The organism is Streptomyces humicola, assembly GCF_024436035.1.
GTDB classification, from domain to species: domain Bacteria; phylum Actinomycetota; class Actinomycetes; order Streptomycetales; family Streptomycetaceae; genus Streptantibioticus_B; species Streptantibioticus_B humicola.
This window is the reverse complement of sequence record NZ_JANFNG010000018.1, coordinates 13943-36227: the sequence shown is the minus strand read 5'-3', so window position 1 is coordinate 36227 and position 22285 is coordinate 13943. Positions and strand designations below refer to the sequence as shown.

Annotated in this window: 17 protein-coding genes; 3 read left to right on the top strand and 14 right to left on the bottom strand. The window is 69.1% G+C overall.

The window, feature by feature from the left end; genetic code table 11:
• Window positions 1–15: 15 nt before the first annotated feature.
• The 5 genes from NGB36_RS21340 to acnA all read right to left on the bottom strand — a co-directional run bounded on the left by NGB36_RS21340 (window position 16) and on the right by acnA (window position 7783).
• A complete protein-coding gene (locus tag NGB36_RS21340) occupies window positions 16–1221 on the bottom strand; it encodes an ROK family transcriptional regulator (protein WP_255921977.1) in 1206 nt (401 codons plus the stop codon).
• Window positions 1222–1390: 169 nt separating this feature from the next.
• On the bottom strand, window positions 1391–2338 hold the full coding sequence (locus NGB36_RS21335; protein WP_372509489.1) for a carbohydrate ABC transporter permease: 948 nt from the start codon (window positions 2336–2338) through the stop codon (window positions 1391–1393).
• A gap of 15 nt (window positions 2339–2353) precedes the next feature.
• The gene (locus tag NGB36_RS21330) at window positions 2354–3286 is read right to left on the bottom strand and encodes a carbohydrate ABC transporter permease (protein WP_255921976.1); all 933 of its coding nucleotides are present in this window, start codon (window positions 3284–3286) and stop codon (window positions 2354–2356) included.
• 79 nt (window positions 3287–3365) lie between these two features.
• The gene (ngcE, locus tag NGB36_RS21325) at window positions 3366–4772 is read right to left on the bottom strand and encodes an N-acetylglucosamine/diacetylchitobiose ABC transporter substrate-binding protein (protein WP_255921975.1); all 1407 of its coding nucleotides are present in this window, start codon (window positions 4770–4772) and stop codon (window positions 3366–3368) included.
• Window positions 4773–5047: 275 nt separating this feature from the next.
• The gene (acnA, locus tag NGB36_RS21320; protein ID WP_308288899.1) at window positions 5048–7783 is read right to left on the bottom strand and encodes an aconitate hydratase AcnA; all 2736 of its coding nucleotides are present in this window, start codon (window positions 7781–7783) and stop codon (window positions 5048–5050) included.
• Window positions 7784–7946: 163 nt separating this feature from the next.
• On the opposite strand from acnA, the gene NGB36_RS21315 reads away from it, so the two are divergent.
• Window positions 7947–9476: a helix-turn-helix domain-containing protein gene (locus tag NGB36_RS21315; RefSeq protein WP_255921973.1), complete on the top strand. Its 1530-nt coding sequence runs from the start codon at window positions 7947–7949 to the stop codon at window positions 9474–9476.
• A gap of 428 nt (window positions 9477–9904) precedes the next feature.
• Here the strand turns inward: NGB36_RS21315 and NGB36_RS21310 are convergent, their stop codons facing one another.
• The 3 genes from NGB36_RS21310 to NGB36_RS21300 form a co-directional block, all read right to left on the bottom strand.
• The gene (locus NGB36_RS21310) at window positions 9905–10510 is read right to left on the bottom strand and encodes a DJ-1/PfpI family protein (RefSeq protein WP_255921972.1); all 606 of its coding nucleotides are present in this window, start codon (window positions 10508–10510) and stop codon (window positions 9905–9907) included.
• Between the two features lie 90 nt (window positions 10511–10600).
• Complete coding sequence (locus NGB36_RS21305) at window positions 10601–10999, bottom strand: RidA family protein (RefSeq protein ID WP_255921971.1); 399 nt, start codon at window positions 10997–10999, stop codon at window positions 10601–10603.
• Window positions 10996–12111 (bottom strand): acyl-CoA dehydrogenase family protein, encoded by a 1116-nt coding sequence (locus NGB36_RS21300; RefSeq protein ID WP_255921970.1) that lies wholly within the window; start codon window positions 12109–12111, stop codon window positions 10996–10998. Before NGB36_RS21300 ends, NGB36_RS21305 begins: the two co-directional genes overlap by 4 nt.
• A 120-nt stretch (window positions 12112–12231) precedes the next feature.
• Here NGB36_RS21300 and NGB36_RS21295 point away from each other — a divergent pair, with 120 nt between their 5' ends.
• Window positions 12232–13854: an AMP-binding protein gene (locus tag NGB36_RS21295; protein ID WP_255921969.1), complete on the top strand. Its 1623-nt coding sequence runs from the start codon at window positions 12232–12234 to the stop codon at window positions 13852–13854.
• A gap of 9 nt (window positions 13855–13863) precedes the next feature.
• Window positions 13864–14682: a PaaX family transcriptional regulator gene (locus NGB36_RS21290; RefSeq protein WP_255921968.1), complete on the top strand. Its 819-nt coding sequence runs from the start codon at window positions 13864–13866 to the stop codon at window positions 14680–14682.
• 2 nt (window positions 14683–14684) lie between these two features.
• Here the strand turns inward: NGB36_RS21290 and NGB36_RS21285 are convergent, their stop codons facing one another.
• The 6 genes from NGB36_RS21285 to NGB36_RS21260 all read right to left on the bottom strand — a co-directional run bounded on the left by NGB36_RS21285 (window position 14685) and on the right by NGB36_RS21260 (window position 22210).
• The gene (locus tag NGB36_RS21285; protein ID WP_255921967.1) at window positions 14685–16997 is read right to left on the bottom strand and encodes a bifunctional salicylyl-CoA 5-hydroxylase/oxidoreductase; all 2313 of its coding nucleotides are present in this window, start codon (window positions 16995–16997) and stop codon (window positions 14685–14687) included.
• Entirely contained in the window at window positions 16982–17809 is an 828-nt protein-coding gene (locus tag NGB36_RS21280; RefSeq protein ID WP_255921966.1) for an enoyl-CoA hydratase family protein, read from the bottom strand. Before NGB36_RS21280 ends, NGB36_RS21285 begins: the two co-directional genes overlap by 16 nt.
• Before the next feature lie 110 nt (window positions 17810–17919).
• The gene (argF, locus tag NGB36_RS21275; protein ID WP_255921965.1) at window positions 17920–18921 is read right to left on the bottom strand and encodes an ornithine carbamoyltransferase; all 1002 of its coding nucleotides are present in this window, start codon (window positions 18919–18921) and stop codon (window positions 17920–17922) included.
• A 104-nt stretch (window positions 18922–19025) separates the two neighbouring features.
• Window positions 19026–20249, bottom strand: a complete 1224-nt coding sequence (locus NGB36_RS21270) for an arginine deiminase (protein WP_255921964.1) — start codon at window positions 20247–20249, stop codon at window positions 19026–19028.
• 48 nt (window positions 20250–20297) lie between these two features.
• The gene (gene mmuM / locus NGB36_RS21265; protein WP_255921963.1) at window positions 20298–21215 is read right to left on the bottom strand and encodes a homocysteine S-methyltransferase; all 918 of its coding nucleotides are present in this window, start codon (window positions 21213–21215) and stop codon (window positions 20298–20300) included.
• Between the two features lie 71 nt (window positions 21216–21286).
• Window positions 21287–22210 carry an LLM class F420-dependent oxidoreductase gene (locus NGB36_RS21260; RefSeq protein WP_255921962.1) on the bottom strand — a complete coding sequence of 308 codons (924 nt, stop codon included), beginning with the start codon at window positions 22208–22210 and terminating at the stop codon, window positions 21287–21289.
• Window positions 22211–22285: the final 75 nt, after the last annotated feature.

Genomic DNA, 22285 nt, shown 5'->3' with positions numbered 1-22285 from the left:
GAAAGGCCTCGTTATCTATGTGAATGCAGGCGCGGCAGGCACCGAATCCACCGAATCCGCCAAAAGCGGTGAATCGCCCATTTCACTCAGCACGAGGGCGAGCGCGCCGAGCACTTCGGCACGGGCACCGAGCCCGCCGGGGACAACGGACAGCTGTCGCGCGGCACTTGGGATCGCATAGCGCGCCACCGACTCCCTGATCGGGCCGAGTACCAGCTCCCCCGCCTCCGCCAGGTCGCCGCCGAGCACCACCCGGCTCGGGTTGAGCACGTTGCAGAGATTGGCCACGCCCATCCCGACATGGCGTCCGACGTCCGCGATCACGCGGCGGCAGCCGGGGTCGCCCTCACGGGCGAGTTGCACCATCTTCGGCACGGTCAGCTCGGGGCCGTGGCTGGCGCGCAGCAGCTCGAGGACGTAGCGGGCCGCGGTAAAGGTCTCCAGGCAGCCGCGGTTGCCGCAGCGGCACACCGGCCCCGACTCGTCCAGCGTGATGTGCCCGATCTCCCCCGCGGTGCCGCCGGGACCGCGGTAGATCCGTCCGTTGATCACCAGGCCCGCGCCCACACCGCTGGCCACCTTGATGTACGCGAGGTCCTTCACGCCGCGGCCGCCGCCCCAGACCAGCTCGCCGAGGGCGCCGAGGTTGGCGTCGTTGTCGACGTGCACCGGCATGCCGAGACGCACGGCCAGCTCCTCGCGCGGGTTCACCCCGCCCCAGCCGGGGAGGATCGCGGACGAGCCGAGCACCCCGGAGGCGATGTCGATCGGGCCCGGCACGCCGACCCCAACACCGATGACCTTGTCCCGTCCGATCCCGGTCGCCTCGATCAGCTGCCCGACCAGCTGCTCCGCCCGATCGAACCCCTCGGCGGCCGAGGCGTCCACGTCGATCGGCTCGGACTGCTCGGCGAGCACCTGATGGGCGAGATTGCCCACGGCGACACGCAGGTGGGAGTGGCCGAAGTCGACGCCGACAACGATTCCCGCGTCACCGGAGAGCGAGACGCTACGCGCCCTGCGGCCACCCGACGAGGTCGGCGTGACCTGCACGGTGCCGTTGTCCCGCAGCTCACGGACGATGTTGGAGACCGTCGCCGCGGACAGACCGGTCGTGCGGGCGATCTCCGCCTGGGTGAGCGACCCCGCGAGGCGTACCGCCCGGACCACGCGCTCCAGATTGGCCCGGTGCAGCGACGACTGCGATCCCGGAGTCTCCACGATCATCCACTCCTCCAACCTTTGAACTCCAAGCACAGCCGGAGGGGGTCAGCCGCGTCAAGACGTTGAACGCTAAGAACCCCGGATGATCACAGATCGTAAGCAGGGGACGGCCCGGCGGGGACAGGCCGCCGGGCCGCCGGATCCTGGGCCGCCGGCCCGGGCGCCGCTACTTGAGCACACCGGCCGACAGGCCGGACTGCACCTGGCGCTGGAAGGAGAGGTAGACCACCAGCACGGGCAGCATGGCGAGCGTCATGCCCGCGAAGAGCGCCGGATAGTCGCCCGAGTACCCCTGCTGGAGGGAGAGGTTGACCAGACCCTGGGTGAGCACGGACCGGTCGTGGTCCGTGCCGCTCTGCTTCTGCATCAAGGTCAGCGGCAGGATGTACTGGTTCCACTGCCCGAGCAGGTTGAAGATGCCAACGCTGATCAGGCCGGGCTTGGCGATCGGCAGCATGACCTGGAAGAACGCACGGGTGTGCGAGCACCCGTCGATCATGGCCGCCTCGTGCACCGCCGTCGGCAGCGTACGGAAGAACGAATGCATGAAGAACACGGTGAACGGCATCGAGAACGCGACATAGACCAGGATCAGCCCCTGGTACGTGTTGAGCATCCCCAGGTTGCGCACCATGAAGAACAGCGGCACGAGGGCGAGGTAGGGCGGGAACATCGCACCCGCGACGAACAGGTAGTACAGGAACCGGTTGCCCGGGAACTCGTATCGCGCCAGCACGTACGCGGCCATCGAGCCGAACAGCATCGTCAGCGGCACGGAGAAGCCCAGCACGATCACCGTGTTGAGGAAGAATCCCCCGATCCCCTTGTCCCAGGCGCGGCCGAAGACGCTGAAGGACCAGTTCGCCGGCCACGCCCACGCGCTGCCGCCGATCTGTGCGTCGGTCTTGAAGGAGCCGAGCACGATCCACAGCAGGGGTAGGATGATCATTACTGTCCACAGCACGAGGAACCCGTGCGAGAAGACGTTGAGCACCCCGCCGGCGTCACCGAACCGCTGCTCCTTGGGCATCCTGCGTCCGCCGGCGGGCGGTGTGGCCGGGCCGCGGCCCTCCTCGGGCTCGTCGGAGGTCTTCGTAATGGGTGTAGCGCTCATCGTGCGTATCCCCGCTCAGAACTCGATGCGTCCGCGGCGGGTGGACCGCAGCGCGACCAGTGACACGATCAGGGTGAGGAAGAGGATCACGACGCCCATGGCGCAGGCGTAGCCGCTCTTGCCGTAGTAGAGGAAGTTCCTCATCAGATAGGTGGACAGGACTTCGCTGTGGTAGTCGGGGCCACCGCCATACGCCACGCCGGGTGTCAGCGTGGAGACCTGGGCGAAGAAGTCCATGGCCACGATGGCCAGATAGACCCATGCGGTCTGCAGGCTGTCCCACAGCAGCGGGAGGGTGATCCGGAAGAACGTATGCACCCGGCCCGCGCCGTCGAGGAGCGCCGCCTCGTAGATGTCCTTGGGGATGGCCTGCATCGCGGCGGAGAAGTAGACGAGATAGAAGCCGACCCACCACCACACGGTGACCGCAAGAACCGTCCACAGCACCGTGTTGGGGTCGTTCAGCCACTCGATGGGGTTCTGCGCGTTCTCCAGTCCCAGTTTCACCAGGATGCCGTTGAGCAGCCCACTGGCATCGCTGCGGAAGACCCCCTCGAACATGACGGTGAGAATCGCGATGGACAGCAACTGCGGGAAGAAGAAGACCACACGGTATGCCGCCGAGCCGCGTACGCCCTGCACCCCGCCGGTGCCGCCGCGCCCTCCGACGTTGAGCATGAAGGCGAAGAACAGCGCCAGCAGGATGGTGATCACCGGCAGCAGCAGGAGCAACAGCAGGTTGTGCAGCAGCGCCTGCTGGAAGACCGAGTCGGAGAAGAGCGTTGTGTAGTTCTTCAGCCCGACGAAATGCATCACCGACGACTCGCCGCTCCAGTCGGTGAGCGAGTAACCGAAAGTCTGCAGATACGGCCACAGCATCAGCAGGGCGTACAGCCCGACCGGCGCGATGAGAAATCCGATGATGAACGGATACTTACGGTGTCGCATGGCTCCTGCCCCTGCTCCTGCTGCCGGCGGTGGCGGCAGCCGATTTGGCGTACCGCCACCGAGTCTTCCCTACGCGCCGTCAGGCTCCGCCCTTTTGCGCCTTCACCGCAGCGGCCTTGACCTGGCTCAGCCATTGGGCAGGCTTGATGCGATTGGCCATCAGGTCGGCGCTGGAGTTGCCCATGTCCACATCGAGCGAGCTGTAGTTCGTCAGATAGGTCGGGTTGAAGACGTTGCTTCCGGCGGCCTTGAGTGCCGTGACGGTGGACTGCGTCCCGGGGCGCAGCTGCACACCCGGGCTGATGCCGTCCTTGAGCACGGTGAGCGAGTTCGCGGTCTGGGCGAACGCCGTGGCAGCGGCCTTGCTGAGCATGATGCGCATGAACTCCATGCCGCCGTTGGCGTTCTTCGCCGCCTTCGGCACGATGTACGGCTCGTTGGCGCCACCGCGGATCGCCTCGAACGGCATCTTGTCGCCCGAGAGCGACGGCATCGGCATGAACGTCATCTGGAAGTCGGACGGCGTCGCCTTGAGTTGCTCGTTCTCCAGCCAGGCACCGCAAGGGATGAACGCCGCCTTGTACTCGTTCCAGGCGGTCTGCGACTCGATGTGCGTCATGCCGTTGGTGCCGGGCAGAAGATAGTTGTTGCTGACGATCTCGTAGATCGCCTCGATCGCGTTCTTCGCCGGGTCCTCATCCCAGATCGTCGGATCCATCTGGTCGAGACGGTTGAGGAAGTCCGTGCCACCGTTCTTGATGGCCAGGTCGACGATGGCGACGTTGATGTAGTACGGGTACTTGCCTTGGTGGGCGAAGGGCGCAATACCCGTCTTCTTGATCTCCGCACCGAGCGAGATGAAATCCGCCCAGGTCTTCGGCTCGCTCCAGCCGTGCTGGCTGAACAGCTTGCCCGAATACCACAGGCCGAACACGGTGTAGACGTACTGCAGTGTGACGAACTTCCCGCCGACGGTGCCCAGCTCAACGGTGCCCGGCATCAGGGTGTCGCGGACCTTCTTGCTCGGATCGTCGATGGATGGCGCGTCAAGCAGCGGCGTGAGGTCGGTGAGCTGCCCGTTCTTCTGCAGGACGTCCAGCTTGATCTGCTGGTTTCCCGAGTCGTCCACGATGTCCGGCGGATTGCCCCCGTTGAGGCGGGGCTGCAACAGGCCGGTGATGTTCTGAGTAGCGGTATGCGAAACCTTGGACTTGGGGAATTCCTTCGCGTACAGCTTCTCGAACTGCTTCGCATAGGCGTCGCCGAATCCGCCGTCGAAGATGACGACGTCGAGCGACGCGCTGTCGGCCACGCCGAGCGGATTACTCGCGGACTTCGTCCCCGTTTCCTGCTGACCAGTCCCTCCCCCGCTGGCGGCGCACGCGCTGAGCAACCCGCTCGCAGGAACGGCGACGGCGCCGAGTGCGGCTGCGCGCTTGATCAGGTCACGGCGGTTGAGCCGGTTCGGCTCGAAGGTGGATCCCATGCTCAAGTCCTCGCCTTCTCCAGGACTCAGGCGGTGCACCGGAACCGACCGGCTACCGCTGTCGATTGAAGCTGGGTCGTAGTCGGCGACCGAGGCTCTGGGCCGCTGGACGCCGACAGGTATAGTCCACTTTCCGTTCACAGGGCAAGATCGAAAGCGCCATGGCTCCATAACCTTTCCCGAGTTGAGACCTGTGCTCCGGTTTGTTCAACACTGCAACAAGCAACAGGGCCGCACACCGCCAAAGCGGTGTGCGGCCCTGTAAGGGTGACGCTTTACTTGCGGATCAATGACCGCAAAACGTACTGCATGATGCCGCCGTTGCGGTAGTAGTCCGCCTCTCCCGGCGTGTCGATGCGCACGGTGGCGTCGAACTGCACCTCTTCGCCGCCGGCAGTCGTCGCCATGACCTTCACAGTCTCGGGGATGCCGCCGTCGTTGAGCGCGGTGATGCCGGTGATGGAGAAGGTCTCCTCGCCGGTCAGGCCGAGCGAGTCGGCCGACGCGCCGGCCGGGAACTGCAGCGGCAGCACGCCCATGCCGATGAGGTTCGAGCGGTGGATGCGCTCGTAGCTCTCGGCGATGACGGCCTTGACGCCGAGCAGCGCGGTGCCCTTCGCGGCCCAGTCGCGCGACGAGCCCGAGCCGTACTCCTTGCCCGCCAGGATGACGAGCGGGGTGCCGGCGGCCTGGTAGTTCTGCGAGGCGTCGTAGATGAACGAGACCGGACCACCCGCCTGGGTGAAGTCACGGGTGTAGCCGCCCTCGGTCCCCGGCGCGATCTGGTTGCGCAGGCGGATGTTGGCGAAGGTGCCGCGGATCATCACCTCGTGGTTGCCGCGGCGCGAGCCGTACGAGTTGAAGTCGCGGCGCTCGACGCCGTGCTCCAGCAGGTACTGGCCGGCAGGGGTGTCGGCCTTGATGGCGCCCGCCGGGGAGATGTGGTCGGTGGTGACGGAGTCACCCAGCTTGGCGAGGACGCGGGCACCCGCGATGTCCTCCACCGGCGCCGGGTCCATCGTCATGCCCTCGAAGTACGGGGGCTTGCGGACGTAGGTGGACTGCGGGTCCCACTCGAAGGTGTTGCCGGTCGGGACCGGCAGCGCCTGCCACTGCGCGTCGCCTGCGAAGACGTCGGCGTAGTCCTTGGTGAACATCTCCTGGCCGATCGCGGAGGCGACGACCTGCTCGACCTCCTGCTCGGAGGGCCAGATGTCCTTCAGGAAGACCGGCTTGCCCTCGCTGTCGGTGCCGAGCGGGTCCTTGGTGATGTCCACCTTCATGGAGCCCGCGATGGCGTACGCGACTACCAGCGGCGGGGACGCCAGGTAATTCATCTTGACGTCCGGGTTGATCCGGCCCTCGAAGTTGCGGTTGCCGGAAAGGACGGAGACCACGGCGAGGTCATTGTCGTTGACCGCCTTGGAGACCTCCTCCGGCAGCGGGCCGGAGTTGCCGATGCAGGTGGTGCAGCCGTAGCCGACGAGGTTGAAGCCCAGCTTGTCGAGGTACGGGGTGAGACCGGCGCGGTCGTAGTAGTCCATGACGACCTTGGAGCCGGGGGCGAGAGTGGTCTTCACCCACGGCTTGCGGGTCAGGCCCTTCTCCACCGCCTTCTTGGCAAGCAGCGCGGCGCCCACCATGACGTACGGGTTGGAGGTGTTGGTGCAGGAGGTGATCGCGGCGACCGCGACGGCGCCGTGGTCGATCGTGTACGTCGTGCCGTCGGCGGCCGTGACGGGGGTCGGCTTGCTGGGCGCGCCGTTGGAGACCGCCGGGGCGTCGGAGGCGGGGAAGGACTCCTTGCCCGCCTCGTCGGCGTCCTCGGCGTCGCTGACGTAATTGCGTACGTCCTCGGCGAACTTGGTGGCCGCTTCGGCGAGGACGATGCGGTCCTGCGGGCGCTTGGGGCCGGCGATCGACGGGACGACGGTGGCGAGGTCCAGTTCGAGCTTCTCGGAGAAGTCGGGCTCGGCGGCCGGGTCGAGCCACAGGCCCTGCTCCTTGGCGTAGGCCTCGACGAGCGCGAGCTGCTGGGCCGAACGGCCGGTGAGCTTGAGGTAGTTCAGGGTCTCCCGGTCGATCGGGAAGATCGCGGCCGTGGAGCCGAACTCCGGCGACATGTTGCCGATGGTGGCCCGGTTGGCGAGCGGGATGGAGGAGACGCCCTCGCCGTAGAACTCGACGAACTTGCCGACGACGCCGTGCCGGCGGAGCATCTCGGTGATCGTGAGGACGAGATCGGTGGCGGTGGTGCCGGTCGGCAGCGAGCCGGTCAGCTTGAAGCCGACGACGCGCGGGATGAGCATCGAGACCGGCTGGCCGAGCATGGCGGCCTCGGCCTCGATGCCGCCGACGCCCCAGCCGAGCACGCCGAGACCGTTGACCATGGTGGTGTGCGAGTCGGTGCCGACCAGGGTGTCCGGGTAGGCCTGGCCGCCCCGCACCATGACCGTACGCGCAAGGTGCTCGATGTTGACCTGGTGGACGATTCCGGTGCCCGGCGGGACGACCTTGAACTCGTCGAACGCGGTCTGGCCCCAGCGCAGGAACTGGTAGCGCTCCTTGTTGCGGCCGTACTCCAGCTCCACGTTCTGCGCGAAGGAGTCGGGGGTGCCGAAGCGGTCGGCGATGACCGAGTGGTCGATGACCAGCTCGGCGGGGGCCAGCGGGTTGATCCGGGACGGGTCGCCGCCGAGCTCCTTGACGGCCTCGCGCATGGTGGCGAGGTCGACCACGCACGGCACACCCGTGAAGTCCTGCATGATCACGCGTGCCGGAGTGAACTGGATCTCCTGGCTGGGCTGGGCGCTCGCATCCCAGTTGCCCAGCGCCCGGATGTGGTCGGCGGTGATGTTCGCGCCGTCCTCGGTGCGGAGAAGGTTCTCCAGCAGCACCTTCAGGCTGTACGGCAGTCGGGCGGAGCCCTCGACCTTGTCCAGCCGGAAGATCTCATACGATTCGTCGCCCACGCGCAGCGTGTTGCGGGCGTCGAAGCTGTTCGCCGACACGACAGTCTCCTTTGTGCATGTGTGCATGACCCGGCAGATATCTCGATGTCGAGATAACTCTAGTACATCGCCGCGGGCCGCGACCCACCGGCCCATGACACGTTCGGACACGCGACACACCCTCATCGCGCGCCACATCTCATATCTGAGATAACATCGCCTCATGGCAGACGACTACCTCGTACGTATCGGCAAGCTCATCCGCGACGCGCGCCAGCACCGGGGCTGGACACAGTCGGAACTGGCGGAGGCCCTCGGTACCAGCCAGAGCGCGGTCAACCGAATCGAGCGAGGCAACCAGAACATCAGTCTTGAGATGATCGCTCGAATCGGCGAGGCGCTCGACAGCGAGATCGTCTCCCTCGGGTACGCCGGTCCCATGCACCTGCGCGTCGTCGGCGGACGGCGGCTCTCCGGCGCCATCGACGTCAAGACGAGCAAGAACGCATGCGTGGCGCTGCTGTGCGCGTCGCTGCTCAACGCGGGGCGCACGACCCTGCGCCGGGTCGCCCGGATCGAGGAGGTGTACCGCATCCTCGAAGTGCTCGGTTCCATCGGGGTGCGCACCCGCTGGATCAACGACGGCAACGACCTGGAGATCGTGCCGCCCGCCGAGCTCGACCTGGACGCGATGGACACCGAGGCGGCGCGCCGCACCCGCAGCGTCATCATGTTCCTCGGCCCGCTGATGCACCGCACCGAACAATTCAAGATCCCGTATGCGGGCGGCTGCGACCTCGGAACGCGCACGGTGCACCCTCACATGGCGGCACTGCGCCACTTCGGGCTCGACGTGACGGCCACCGGCGGCTGGTACCACGCCGCCGTCGACTCCTCGGCCTCGCCGTCCCGCCCGATCGTGCTGACCGAACGCGGCGACACGGTGACCGAGAACGCGCTGCTCGCCGCCGCCCGCCACGACGGCGTCACGGTGATCCGCAATGCCAGCTCCAACTACATGGTCCAGGACTTGTGTTTCTTCCTGGAGCAGCTGGGTGTGAAGGTCGAGGGCATCGGCACCACGACGCTGACGGTGCACGGCGTGGGGCACATCGACTGCGACGTCGACTATGCGCCGTCCGAGGACCCGGTCGAGGCAATGAGCCTGATCGCCGCCGCCGTGGTGACCTCCTCGGAGCTGACCATCCGGCGGGTGCCGATCGAGTTCCTCGAGATCGAGCTCGCGGTGCTCGACGAGATGGGTCTGGACCACGAGCGCAGCGCCGAGTACGCGGCGGACAACGGCCGCACCCGCCTGGTCGACCTGACGGTGCATCCGTCGAAGCTGCGCGCGCCGCTCGACAAGATCCACCCGATGCCGTTCCCCGGCCTCAACATCGACAACGTGCCGTTCTTCGCGGCGATCGCCGCGACCGCCCAGGGCTCGACCCTGATCCACGACTGGGTCTACGACAACCGTGCCATCTACCTCACCGAGCTCACCCGGCTGGGCGCGAGCGTCAAGCTCCTCGACCCGCACCGTGTGCTGGTCGAGGGCCCGACGCGGTGGCGGTCGGCGGAGATGATGTGCCCGCCGGCGCTGCGTCCCGCCGTGGTGACGCTGCTGGCGATGCTGGCGGCGGAGGGCACGTCCGTGCTGCGGAACGTGTATGTGATCAACCGAGGGTACGAGGAGCTGGCGGAACGGCTCAATTCGATCGGCGCGCAGATCGAGACCTTCCGGGACATCTGATCGACACAGGCCGCCCACCCCGTCTGACCTGCAATAATGCGGGTCAGACGGGGTGGGGCGGCACCCGTGGGACTTCTCGGAGACTTTGCACAACCGCGCTGCTCCGGTCCGGCGCGGGCTACCCGAAGACGGCGTCGGTGGCCGCGCCGCCTCGTGCACCCTCGCGGGGTAGGAAGTGAGCATACTTACGCAGCGCATCTGGGCCACCCGTTCCCCCGGTCGGTCGACCGTGCGCTGCGCTCCATCGCGAGCGGAAAAACGACGTACGAGCGTGGGCGCGCCGTGGTTGACCGTCACCAGGCACGCCGGCGCCTCGGCCGCGGGCCGACGAGCCCTAACCCGCGCTCCCTCGCTCACGCAGTTCTCAAACCACAACACTTATGACTTCCTCACCTCACCAGCGGCGAGGAGCTGAGTGATCCCAGGGTTCAGCCGGCGACCGGCTCGTCGGCGAGGTGGGGCGGCGCGGGCTCGTACTGGATGTACCTGCGGACGGCGCGAGCGTGGTCGCGGCCATGGAGGCGGCCGATGAGCCACAGGGCCATATCAATTCCGGCTGAGACACCCTGGCTGGTGACGAGGTTCCCGTCGACGATGTAGCGGGCATCGCGGACCACGGTGATGTCGCCCCTGGCCTGCAGGGCGTCCTCGAACAGGTAGTGGGTTGCGACCCTGCGGCCGCGGGCCGGGCCTGCCTCGTGCAGGAGCAGGGCTCCGGTGCACACGCTGGTGGTCCAGGCGGCGTTGGCGGCGGTCTTGCGGATCCAGTCGATGAGTACGGGGTTGGACACTTCGCGACGGGTCCCGTTGCCCCCCGGGACCAGCAGAACGTCCAGCGGAGGGTGATCGTTGAGGGTGTGGTCCGGCAGGACCCGCATGCCCTTGTTGCAGCGGACGGCGCCCGGGTGTTCGGCGATGAGCAGCACGGTGTCGGCGTGGTCGCGAAGCATGGAGGAGGCGGTGAACACCTCCCACGGCCCGGTGAAGTCCAACTCCTCGGCACCGTCGAAGGTCAGCAGGCCGTAGGTGGTCATACGTACTCCCTGGTGGATCGGAATCGGTCGCGGTAGCCGGTGGGTGCGACATCCAAGTGACAGCCGACGGCGTCTGGTGAAAGCTGACGGTCAGTCGATGACGGCGATGCCGTCCAGCTCCACCAACGCCTGCTCGTCCCAGAGCCGCACCACACCGATCACCGCCATCGCCGGATAGTCACGGCCCGCCGACTCGCGCCAGATCGCGCCGAGCCGGCGGGCCGCGGCGCGGTAGGCGGGGACATCGGTGGTGTACACGGTGACGCGCACGAGATCGGCGGCGGTGCCCCCGGCGGCCGACAGCGCATGGAGCAGATTGGCCAGCGCCCGGGCGAACTGTTCGGGCAGGGTGTCGCCGACGACCTTGCCGTCGCCGTCGAGCGCGGTCTGGCCCGCGAGGAAGACCAAGCGGCCGCCGGTCGCGGTGACGGCATGGCTGAAGCCGGTGGGCGGGGAGAGGTCGGGCGGGTTGATCCTTTCGGGCGTCACCGGTACAGCTCCTTGGCGATGATGGTGCGCTGGACCTCGGTCGCGCCTTCGTAGATGCGGGGTGCGCGGACCTCGCGGTAAAGGTGTTCGAGGAGATGGCCGCGTTGCAGGGCGCGGGCGCCGTGCAGCTGTACGGCGGAGTCGATGACGTACTGGGCGGTCTCGGTCGCGAAGAGCTTCGCCATGGCCGAGCGCTTGGCGATGTCGGGGGCTCCGGTGTCGTAGGCCGCGGCCGCCGCGTACACCAGCAGCCGTGCCGCCTCGGTACGGGTGGCCATCTCGGCGAGGGTGTGGCCGACGGACTGCAGCTCCTTCAGCGGACCGCCGAACGCGGTGCGCCGGCCCGCATGCGCGATCGCCGCGTCCTGGGCGGCCTGTGCCATGCCGACCGCGAAAGCCCCGACGCTCGGCCGGAAGAGATTGAGCGTCTCCATGGCGACCCGGAACCCGCGGTCCCGTTCGCCGAGCACGTCCTGCGGGCCGACGGGCACCTCGTCGAGGAGCAGCCGGCCGATCGGGTGCGGCGAGAGCATGTCGAGATGCTCGCCGGTCACGCCCGGCCGGTCGGCGGGGAGCAGGAAGGCGGTCACCCCGCGGGCTCCCGCGCCGTGTGTGGTGCGCGCGAAGACGGTGTAGAAGTCGGCTTCGGGGGCATTGGAGATCCAGCACTTCTCGCCGCTGAGCCGCCAACCGTCCCCGTCCGGCGCTGCCTTGAGATCGAGGGCGGCCGCGTCGGATCCTGCCGACGGTTCGGTGAGGGCGAAGGCGGGCACCGCCCGTCCGGCGACGACCTCGGGGATCCAGCGCGCGGCGAGGTTCGGCGAACGGAGGACCGGGTGAGCGCCGAGGCCCTGCAGTGCGAGGGCGGTCTCGGCCTCGACGCACTCGCGGGCGAGCGATTCACGCAACAGGCACAGATCGGTGGCGGAGGGGCGCCCGCCCCACGGGAAGAGCCGTTCCAGCAGCCCGAGTTCGGCGAGCGCGGCGAGGAGCGGGCGGTTGACGCGGCCGGGTTCACCCGCCTCGGCGAGCGGGCGCAGCCGGGTGGCGGCCTGGGTGCGGATCTGGGCACACCAGGTGAGCTGATCCGGGTCGAGCGCGAATGCGGGCACCTACGGTCTCCTCGTATCGCGAGCTGTTGACTGTCGTCACCATCACGTTACGCTGATTCGGCATTCCACGGTTCGTACGGCCATAAGTCAACGGGACCGGCGCAAAGGGGCGCACCCGCCATGGACCTGCTGCCATCCGCCCATCTGGACACCTTCCCACGCGACAGCCTGCCGCCCTGGGATCAGTGGCCCGACCTGCTGCCCCTCGGGCAGGCTGTGCCGGAACGGCTCAACTGCGGCAGCGAGGTGCTGGACGCGAGCGCGGAGCGCTTCGGCCCGCACCGGCCATGCCTGCGGATGCCGGGCGGTGAGGTCTGGTCGTACGAGGATCTGCGTGCCGCCTCGGACCGCATTGCCCACGTGCTCACCGACGACCTCGGCGTGGTGCCCGGCAACCGGGTGCTGTTGCGCGGGCCGACCACGCCGTGGCTTGTGGCGTGCTGGTTCGCGGTGATGAAGGCGGGCGCGGTGGCGGTGACCGTGCTGGCCGCGCAGCGCTCCCGTGAGCTGGCGGTGATCTGCCGGATCGCGCGGGTGGGTCATGCGCTGTGCGACATCCGGTCGCTTGACGACCTGGTGAAGGCCGACGTACCCGGGTTGCGCATCACCGCGTACGGCGGCGAGGGACCGGACGACCTGGTGCGGCTGGCGCACGGCAGGCCCGGCCGCTTCCCGGCGGTGGCCACCTCCGCCGACGACGTGGCGCTGATCGCCTTCACCTCCGGCACCACCGGACGGCCGAAGGGTTGCATGCACTTCCACCGCGATGTACTGGCGATCGCCGACACCTTCTCGGCACGGGTGCTGCGGCCGCTGCCGTCCGACGTCTTCACCGGGAGCCCGCCGCTCGGTTTCACCTTCGGCCTCGGCGGACTGGTGATCTTCCCCTTGCGCGCCGGCGCCTCCTCGCTCCTGCTCGAACAGGCCGGACCCGAGCAGCTGTTGGAGGCGGTCGACCGGCACCGGGTGAGCGTGCTGTTCACTGCCCCGACCGCGTACCGGGCGATGCTCGCGCAACAGGACGGCTGCGATCTGTCGTCCCTGCGGCGCTGCGTCTCCGCCGGCGAGAACCTGCCCGCCGCCACCTGGGACGCCTGGCACCGGAGCACCGGCATCAAGCTCATCAACGGCATCGGGGCGACGGAGATGCTGCACATCTTCATCTCGGCCGCCGACGAGGACGCACGTCCCGGCTCCACCGGCCTGCCCGTGCCCGGCTACGAGGCGCGCATCGTCGACGCGAGCGGGCGTCCCGTCCCCGACGGGGAGCCGGGGCTGCTGGCCGTGCGCGGGCCTACGGGCTGCCGCTATCTCGCCGACGAACGCCAGCGCGACTACGTGCGCGACGGCTGGAATCTCACCGGCGATACGTATGTGCGGGACGCCGACGGCTACTTCCACTACGTGGCGCGCGCCGACGACATGATCATCTCCGCCGGGTACAACATCGCCGCCCCGGAGGTCGAGGAGGCGCTACTGCGCCACCCGGACGTACGGGAGGCGGCCGTCGTCGGCGTAACGGACGAGGAGCGGGGGCAGATCGCCAAGGCGTTCGTGGTGCTGCGCGACGGCGTGGAGCGCGGTGAGCGCACGGTCCGCATGCTGCGCGACTTCACCAAGGAGGAGATCGTCCCGTACAAGTGCCCACGCGAGATCGTCTTCCTCGACGCGCTGCCCCGCACCCCCACCGGCAAGCTGCAGCGCTTCAGACTGCGCGAGGTGCACCGTCTCGGTCAGTCCTAGAGTGATCGCGTGGAAGGGCACTCTGCCGGCACGCCGGGCTCGCTGATCGTGACGTTCTTCGGCGCCTACGGACGTGCCGAGCTCGGTGGCCGGATCGACGTGGCCTCACTCATCCGGCTGATGGGTGCGGCCGGGGCCGATCCGCCGTCGGTGCGGTCGGCGGTCTCGCGGCTGAAGCGGCGCGGGCTGCTGGTGCCCTCGCGGGCCGGCGGAGCCGCCGGGTACGCGCTGTCGGCGGATGCGGAGCAGGTGCTCGCCGACGGCGACCGGCGCATCTACCGGCCGCTCACCTCACCGCCCGACGAGGGGTGGGTGCTCGCGGTGTTCTCGGTGCCGGAGAGCGAGCGGCACAAGCGGCATCTGCTGCGCTCCAGGCTGGCGCGGCTGGCGTTCGGCACAGCGGCGCCGGGGGTGTGGCTCGCCCCTGCCCGGCTGTACGAGGAGGCGCGGCACACGCTGGAGCGGCTGGAACTCGACACATATGTCGACCTGTTCCGCGGGACGCATCTGGGTTTCGAGCCGACGCGGAGCGCAGTGCGGCGGTGGTGGGATCTAGAGGCGATCGCCGCACTGCACCGTGACTTCCTCGACGCTCATGAGCCGGTGCTGGAGCGCTGGTCACGCCGGTCGTCGGTGACGCCGCGGGAGGCGTTTCCCGACTATCTGCGGGCGCTCGACGCCTGGCGGCGGCTGCCGTACGCGGATCCGGGCCTGCCGGCGCAGCTGCTGCCCGCGCACTGGCCGGGCGGGCGCGCCGCCGAGGTGTTCACGGCGCTGCACAAGCGGCTGCGGGACGCCGGGGCCGCATTCGTGCACACTCCAGCCTGACGTTACGTCATTTCTCCAAGTGTCAGGCGCGGCTTGGGGCCGTCGGTACGGCCGGTGGGCGGGCGGCGGCTGCCCGCCTGGTACGGGAGCGGCCAGCTGATCCCCGGACCGGCGTAGCCCTGTTCGGCGGCGGCATGCAACGTCCAGTTGGGGTCGTACAGATGAGGGCGGGCGAGCGCACACAGGTCGGCGCGTCCGGCGAGGATCAGGGAGTTGACGTCGTCCCAGGAGGAGATGGCGCCCACCGCGATCACGGGGATGCCGGTGAGGTTCCGGATCCGGTCGGCATAGGGGGCCTGGTACGAGCGGCCGAAGGCGGGACGGTCGTCGGGGACGACCTGGCCGGTGGAGACGTCGATGGCGTCGGCGCCGTGCTCGGCGAACGCACGGGCGACGGCGACCGCGTCGGCGGCGGTGGTGCCGCCGTCCACCCAGTCGGTTGCGGAGATCCGCACCGTCATGGGCCGTTCCTGCGGCCACACCGACCGTACGGCGTCGAAGACGTCGAGCGGGAAGCGGAGCCGTCCGGCCAGGTCGCCGCCGTAGCGGTCGGTCCGGCGGTTGGTGAGCGGCGAGAGGAAGCCGGAGAGCAGGTAGCCGTGGGCGCAGTGCAGTTCGAGCAGGTCGAATCCTGCGCGTGCCCCGCGCCGCGCAGCCTCGGTGAACTCCTCGCGGATCCGCGCGAGTCCGTCCTCGTCCAGCTCGTGAGGCACCTGGTTGACGCCGGACCGGTACGGCAGCGGGGAGGCGGCGACAAGCGGCCAGTTGCCGTCGGGCAGGGGCTCGTCGATGCCCTCCCACATCAGCCGCGTCGAGCCCTTGCGGCCGCTGTGCCCGATCTGGAGCCCGATCGCCGCGCCGGACTGCGCGTGCGCGAAGTCGACGATCCGGCGCCAGGCGGCCTCGTGCTCGTCGGTGTACAGCCCCGCGCAGCCGGGAGTGATCCGCCCCTGCGGGCTGACGCAGACCATCTCGGTCATCACCAGGCCGGCACCGCCCAGCGCGCGGGTCCCGAGGTGGACGAGGTGGAAGTCGCCGGGTGTGCCGTCGGTCGCCGAGTACATGTCCATGGGCGAGACCACGACCCGGTTGTGCAGGGTCAGTCCGCGCAGCGTGAAAGGGGTGAACATCGGCGGCGTGCCGTCGTCGGCGCCGAAGTCGGCCTCGACGGCGGCGGTGAAGGCGGGATCGCGCAACCGGAGGTTGTCGTGGGTGACGCGGCGGCTGCGGGTGAGAAGGTTGAAGGCGAACTGGCGCATCGGCTGGTCAGTGTACTGCGCCAGCTCCTCGAACCACTCCCGGCTGGCGTCGGCGGCGCGCTGGGTGGACTCCACCACCGGCCGCCGCTCGTCCTCGTAGGCCGTCAACGCCGCCTCGACCGTGTCGTGTTCTTCGAGGCAGGCGGCGAGCGCCAGCGCGTCTTCCATGGCGAGCTTGGTGCCAGATCCGATGGAGAAGTGCGCGGTGTGGGCGGCGTCGCCCAGCAGCACGATGCGGCCGGTGTGCCAGATCGCATTGGTCACGGTGGTGAAGGCGGTCCAGTGGGAGCGGTTGCCGTGCAGTCGGTGGCCGCGCAGCAGTTCGGCGAAGACCTTCTCGCATGCGGCGATCGACCCCTGCTCGTCGAGCAGGTCCAGGCCGGCGCGGCGCCACACCTCCTCGCGCATCTCGACGATGAAGGTGCTCGCGTCCGGCCGGTAGGGGTAGCCGTGCGCCTGTATCACCCCGGCCGGGGTTTCGGCGATCTCGAAGCGGAAGGCGTCCAGAACGAGGTCGGTTGCCAGCCAGATGTAGCGGCAGCGGTGGGTGGTGAGCTGTGGCGCGAGGGCGTGTGCGTGTGCGGTGCGGGTGGGGCTGCCCACGCCGTCGGCGGCGATCACCAGGTCGTGGCGCTGCGCCAGTTCGGCGGCGTCGGGGGCGGGAAGGCCGAAGCGCAGGGCCACGCCGAGGTCCCGGCAGCGGTCCTGCAGCAGGGCGAGGAGGCGTCGCCGGCTCACTGCGGCGAAGCCGTGGCCGCCGGAGCGGACCACGGTGCCCCGATGCGCGACGTCGATCGCGTCCCAGCGGGTGAACTCGGTCTGCAGTGCCCGGTACACCACCGGGTCGGCGTGTTCGATCCCGCCGAGCGTCTCGTCGGAGAGCACGACGCCGAAGCCGAAGGTGTCGTCGGGAGGGTTGCGCTCCCAGACGGTGATCTCGCGCTGCGGGTCGAGCCGTTTGAGCAGGGCCGCGGCGTACAGACCGCCGGGCCCGGCACCGATCACCGCGATCCGTGCCGCCGGCCGTCCGGGCGGCACGGTCAGCGCCCTTCCCACTTGGGCGGGCGTTTGCCCGTGAACGCGGCATGGAATTCCGCGTAGTCGCCGCTGGTCATCAGCAGCGCCTGGGTGGCCGCGTCCATCTCGACCGATGCGCCGAGCGGCATGTCGAGCTCCGCGGTGAGCAGCGCCTTGGTCTGCCGGTACGCCAGCGCGGGCCCTTCGGCGAGCCGCTGCGCGAGGGCTGCCGCGACGGCGTCGGCCCGGCCGTCCTCGGCCGGCTCGCTCACCAGGCCGAGACGTTCGGCCTGGTCGGCGTCGACCGGGTCGCCCAGCATCAGCAGCCGTGTGGCGTGGCCGAGGCCCACCACGCGCGGCAGCAGATATGCGGCACCCATGTCGGCGCCGGAGAGCCCGACCTTGGTAAAGAGGAAGGCGAAGCGGGCGGAGCGCTCGACGACCCGGAAGTCCGACGCCAGCGCCAGGACGGCGCCTGCACCGGCGGCGACCCCGTGCACGGCGGCGATCACCGGGAACGGGCACTCGCGCAGCGCCCGCACCACCTGGCCGGTCATCCGGGTGAAGTCCAACAGGTCGCAGGCGCCCATGGCCAGCGTCGCACCGATGATCTCGTCGACGTCGCCGCCGGAGCAGAAGCCCCGGCCCGCCCCGCCGAGGACCAGGACGCGCGTCTGCCCGTCGAGGGCGAGCTCGGCGAGGAGGTCCCGCAGGTCGGCGTAGGCGCCGAAGGTGAGCGCGTTGAGCTTGTCGGGCCGGTTGAGCGTGACGGTGGTGATGCCGCCTGCCCGCTCCAGGAGCAGGTGCCGCCACTCCTCGGTGATGGTCGCGGAGCCAAGCATCGGACTCATGGGCACGCTCTCCTTCGCCGGGACGAGTGGGACGGCGAACGCCTGCCCTGCGAAGCTATCACTGCTTCGTGACTTCCGTCACGAGTACGAGATAGGCGGTTCCGCGTGCGTCACCCTCCCAGCGTGGCGACGAGGACCGCCTTGATGGTGTGCATCCGGTTCTCCGCCTGGTCGAAGACGACCGCGTGCTCGGACTCGAAGACGTCGTCGGTCACTTCGAGCGAGGTCAGGCCGTGGCGCTCGTGGATCTCACGGCCGATCTGCGTGCCCAGGTCGTGGAAGGCGGGCAGGCAGTGCATGAACTTCACGTCGGGGTTGCCGGTGGTCCGTATCACGTCCATGGTCACCGCATAGGGGTGCAGCAGAGAGATCCGCTCGTCCCACACCTCCTTCGGCTCGCCCATCGAGACCCACACATCGGTGTGCACGTAGTCGGCACCGCGCACGCCCTCGGCCACGTCCTCGGTGAGAGTGATCCGCGCCCCGCCGGACGCCGCGAGCCGGCGCGCCTCAGCGATCACCGGCTGCGCAGGCCACAGCTGCTCGGGCGCCACGATGCGTACGTCCATGCCGAGCAGGGCACCGGTGACCAGCAGCGAGTTGCCCATGTTGGAGCGGGCGTCGCCGAGGTAGGCGTACGCGATGTCGCCGAGCGGCTTGGTGGTGTGCTCGGTCATGGTGAGCACGTCGGCGAGCATCTGCGTCGGATGCCACTCGTCGGTCAGGCCGTTCCAGACCGGCACGCCCGCGTAGGCGGCGAGCTCCTCGACGACATCCTGGCCGCTGCCCCGGTACTCGATGCCGTCGAACATCCGGCCGAGCACACGCGCGGTGTCCTTCACCGACTCCTTGTGGCCGATCTGCGAGCCACGCGAGTCAAGGTAGGTGGTCGAGGCGCCCTGGTCGGCGGCCGCGACCTCGAAGGAGCAACGGGTGCGCGTCGAGGTCTTCTCGAAGATCAACGCGATGTTGCGGCCCTTGAGCCACTGCTTCTCGGCGCCGGCGCGCTTGGCCGCCTTCAGCTGCGCGGCCAGCTCCACCAGGTGGCGGAACTCGTCGGGCGTGAAGTCGAGCTCCTTGAGGAAGTGGCGGCCCGTGAGGTCGATGGCCATGGAGGCTCCTCGGTCGCAGCGGTACAAGTGACATCGGCCGACTCCGGCATCGGCGCTTGGAAGTCTATACGATATACCGCATCCTTATGCGAGCGCGTGGCCGACTACACAGGGTCCCTTTCGATCGGGCAGCTCATGCACCTCGGACCGCCCCGGCCGCGTCCCAGCTCGCTCCCGGGAATGGTGATCACCTCGATCCCGCGCTTGCGCAGATACGTATTGGTGGTCACGTTGCGCTCGTAGGCCACGACCACACCCGGCTCGACGGCGAGCACATTGCACCCGTCGTCCCACTGCTCGCGTTCGGCGGAGTGCACATCCTGCGTCGCGGTGAGCACCCGGATGTCGTCGAGGCCGAGCGCGGCCGCGATCGCCCGGTGCATGTGCTCGGGCGGATGATCGGTGACCTTCAGCTCGAGATCTCCCGCTCCCGGCTCGATCGTGTAGGAGCGGAGCATGCCGAGGCCCGCGTACTTGGTGAAGGTGTCGCCGTCGATCATCGTCAGCACCGTGTCGAGGTGCATGAACGCCCGGGTCTTCGGCATGTCGAGGGCCACGATCGTCTTCGCCGAGCCCGCCTCGAACAGGCCCCGCGCGAGCATCTCCACCGCCTGCGGTGTCGTCCGCTCGCTCATGCCGATCAGCACCGCGCCATTGCCGATCACCAGGACGTCCCCGCCCTCGATGGTCGAGGGGTACGCCGACTGCCCCTCGGACCAGATGTGGAAACCGCCGCCCCGGAAGAGCGGGTGGTAGCGGTAGATCGCCTCGAAGTGCACCGTCTCGCGCCAACGTGCGGGCCAGCGCATCGCGTTGATGCTCACCCCGTCGTACACCCAGCACGAGGTGTCCCGGGTGAAGATGTGGTTCGGCAGCGGACTGAGCAGGAAGTCGTCCAGATCCATGGCATGGAAGCGCACGGAGGTCGGCTCTGGGTGCCGGGCGAGGAACTCGCGTTTGGTGAGCCCGCCGACCAGCGCCTCCACCAACTCTGCGTCCGGCAGCTCCTCACAGGCGGCGCGCAGGTGATCGGTGGCGAGCGGGCCGAACTCCTTCTCGTCGAATACCCGGTCCAGGATCAGGCGGCGCGCTTCGGTGACGGCGAGCGTCTCGCGCAGCAGATCCCCGAAGAGGTACACCTCGACCCCGCGGTCACGCAGTATGTCGGCGAACCCGTCGTGCTCCGCGCGCGCCCTCCTCACCCACAGCACGTCGTCGAAGAGCAGCTGGTCCTTGTTGGTAGGGGTGAGCCGCTTCAGCTCCAGATCGGGGCGGTGCAGGATGACGCGGTGCAGCCGCCCGGCCTCGGAATCAACATGGAAGCCCATGAAGGAAGACCTTCCCACGGCGCGCGGCGGCTGTACCCGTCCGTACCGTCAATCACAGCGCTTTCGGCCCAGCAGGGCGGCGAGCTCGGCGATGCGGCCGGGGCCGACGCGGCAGCAGCCGCCGATCAGCCGGGCGCCCGCAGCCTGCCAGTCGCGGACGGCGGAAGGATCGAAGGTCGTGAGGCCGCGCCAGGCGCGGGCCGTCGCGTCCCAGCGCTCGCCGCTGTTGGGGTAGACCACCACCGGCTTGCCGGTGGTCTTGTGTGCCAGCTCGACGGCGGGGCCGGCGTCATGCGCGGTGCAGCAGTTGACGCCGACCGCGATCACCTCGGGAATGCCGGCGGCGAGGGCGAAGGCCTCATCCAGCGGCTGTCCCGCACGGGTCCTACCGCCGTCGATGGTGTACGACAGCCACACCGGCAGGCCCCTTCCCGCCACCACGCGCAGCAGCGCTTCCGCCTCGTCGGTGTCCGGCACGGTCTCCAGGGCCAGCACATCGGGGGCGGCCTCGGCGAGCGTCTCGATGCGGGGGCGGTGGAAGCGTTCCAGCTCGGCGACGGTCAGCCCGTAGCGGCCCCGGTACTCGCTGCCGTCGGCGAGCATCGCTCCGTACGGGCCGACCGACGCCGCCACCCACACCTCGTCCCGCCCGCTCTGCGCCGCCCGCCGGGCGAGGCCGACGCTGCGGCGCAGCAGGCCGGCCGCCTCGCCGCGAGTCAGGCCGCTCCGGGCGAAGCCCTCGTAGGCGGCCTGGTAGCTGGAGGTGATCAACACCTGCGCGCCCGCCCTGACGTAAGCCGCATGCGCCGCCTCGATCTGCTCGGGGGCGTCGGCGAGCAGCCTGGCCGACCAGAGCTCGTCGGTCAGGTCGCAACCCTGGTCCGCGAGTTGGTTGGACAGGCCGCCGTCGAGGACGACCGGCCCGGCGGCGAGGGCGTCGGCGAGCGGGGCGGTCGGTGCGGGCACCGCGGCTGCTCCTTGATGTGCGGGGCGAATAGGACTGGATGGGACGGACGGGACGGATGGGACCGGTGCGGTCAGCCGAGCTGTGGCAGGACGCGGGAGGCGATGAGCTCCAGGTGGGCGAGATCGCCGAGGTCGAGGATCTGCAGATAGATGCGCGAGGTGCCGATGGCCTCGTACAGCTTGATCTTCTCGACCACCTCGTCCGGCGAGCCTGCAAGGCCGTTCGTCTTGAGCTCGTCGACCTCACGGCCGATGGCTGCGGCACGGCGGGCGATCTCGGCGTCGTTCTCGCCCACGCACGCGACGAGTGCGTTGGAGTAGACGAGATCGCCCGGCGTGCGGCCGATGTCTTCGGCGGCCGCACGCACCCGGCCGAACTGGCGCTCGGTGTCCTCGATCGAGGCGAAGGGGATGTTGAACTCGTCGGCGAAGCGGGCCGCGATCCGGGGAGTGCGCTCCGCGCCGTGACCGCCGATGATGACCGGCACGCGAGGCTGGGCGGGCTTGGGCAGCGCGGGACACTCCTTGAGTTGGTAATACGTGCCGTCGTGGGTGAAGGTCTCGCCGAGCGGGGTGCTCCACAGGCCGGTGAGGACGGCGAGTTGCTCCTCCAGTCGGGCGAATCGGTTCTTCGGGAACGGGATGCCGTATGCGGTGTGCTCCGCCTCGTACCACCCGGCACCGATGCCGAGCTCGACGCGCCCGCCGGACATCTGGTCGACCTGCGCGACCTGGATGGCGAGCACACCGGGCAGCCGGAAGGTCCCGGCGGTCATCAGGGTGCCGAGGCGGATTCGCGAGGTCTCGCGGGCGAGCCCGGCGAGGGTGATCCAGGCATCCGTGGGACCGGGCAGACCGTCGGCGGTACCCATCCGCAAATAGTGGTCGGAGCGGAAGAAGGCGTCGAAGCCGCATTCCTCGGTGGCCCGGGCAACGGTGAGCAGGGTGTCATAGGAGGCCCCTTGCTGGGGCTCGGTGAAAATTCGCAGATCCATGCACCCATCCTGCACCGGGGTGCGCTGCGCGGCGCGCAGCGCACCCTGTGGGGGGACCGGTCCGGTGCGAGCCGC

Bases quoted from the DNA above. Each gene is read 5' to 3' on its own strand.
- NGB36_RS21335 (WP_372509489.1), bottom strand. From the start codon at position 2,338: ATGAGCGCTACACCCATTACGAAGACCTCCGACGAGCCCGAGGAGGGC.
- NGB36_RS21330 (WP_255921976.1), bottom strand. From the start codon at position 3,286: ATGCGACACCGTAAGTATCCGTTCATCATCGGATTTCTCATCGCGCCG.
- ngcE (WP_255921975.1), bottom strand. From the start codon at position 4,772: ATGGGATCCACCTTCGAGCCGAACCGGCTCAACCGCCGTGACCTGATC.
- NGB36_RS21315 (WP_255921973.1), top strand. From the start codon at position 7,947: ATGGCAGACGACTACCTCGTACGTATCGGCAAGCTCATCCGCGACGCG.
- NGB36_RS21310 (WP_255921972.1), bottom strand. From the start codon at position 10,510: ATGACCACCTACGGCCTGCTGACCTTCGACGGTGCCGAGGAGTTGGAC.
- NGB36_RS21295 (WP_255921969.1), top strand. From the start codon at position 12,232: ATGGACCTGCTGCCATCCGCCCATCTGGACACCTTCCCACGCGACAGC.
- NGB36_RS21280 (WP_255921966.1), bottom strand. From the start codon at position 17,809: ATGAGTCCGATGCTTGGCTCCGCGACCATCACCGAGGAGTGGCGGCAC.
- argF (WP_255921965.1), bottom strand. From the start codon at position 18,921: ATGGCCATCGACCTCACGGGCCGCCACTTCCTCAAGGAGCTCGACTTC.
- NGB36_RS21270 (WP_255921964.1), bottom strand. From the start codon at position 20,249: ATGGGCTTCCATGTTGATTCCGAGGCCGGGCGGCTGCACCGCGTCATC.
- NGB36_RS21260 (WP_255921962.1), bottom strand. From the start codon at position 22,210: ATGGATCTGCGAATTTTCACCGAGCCCCAGCAAGGGGCCTCCTATGAC.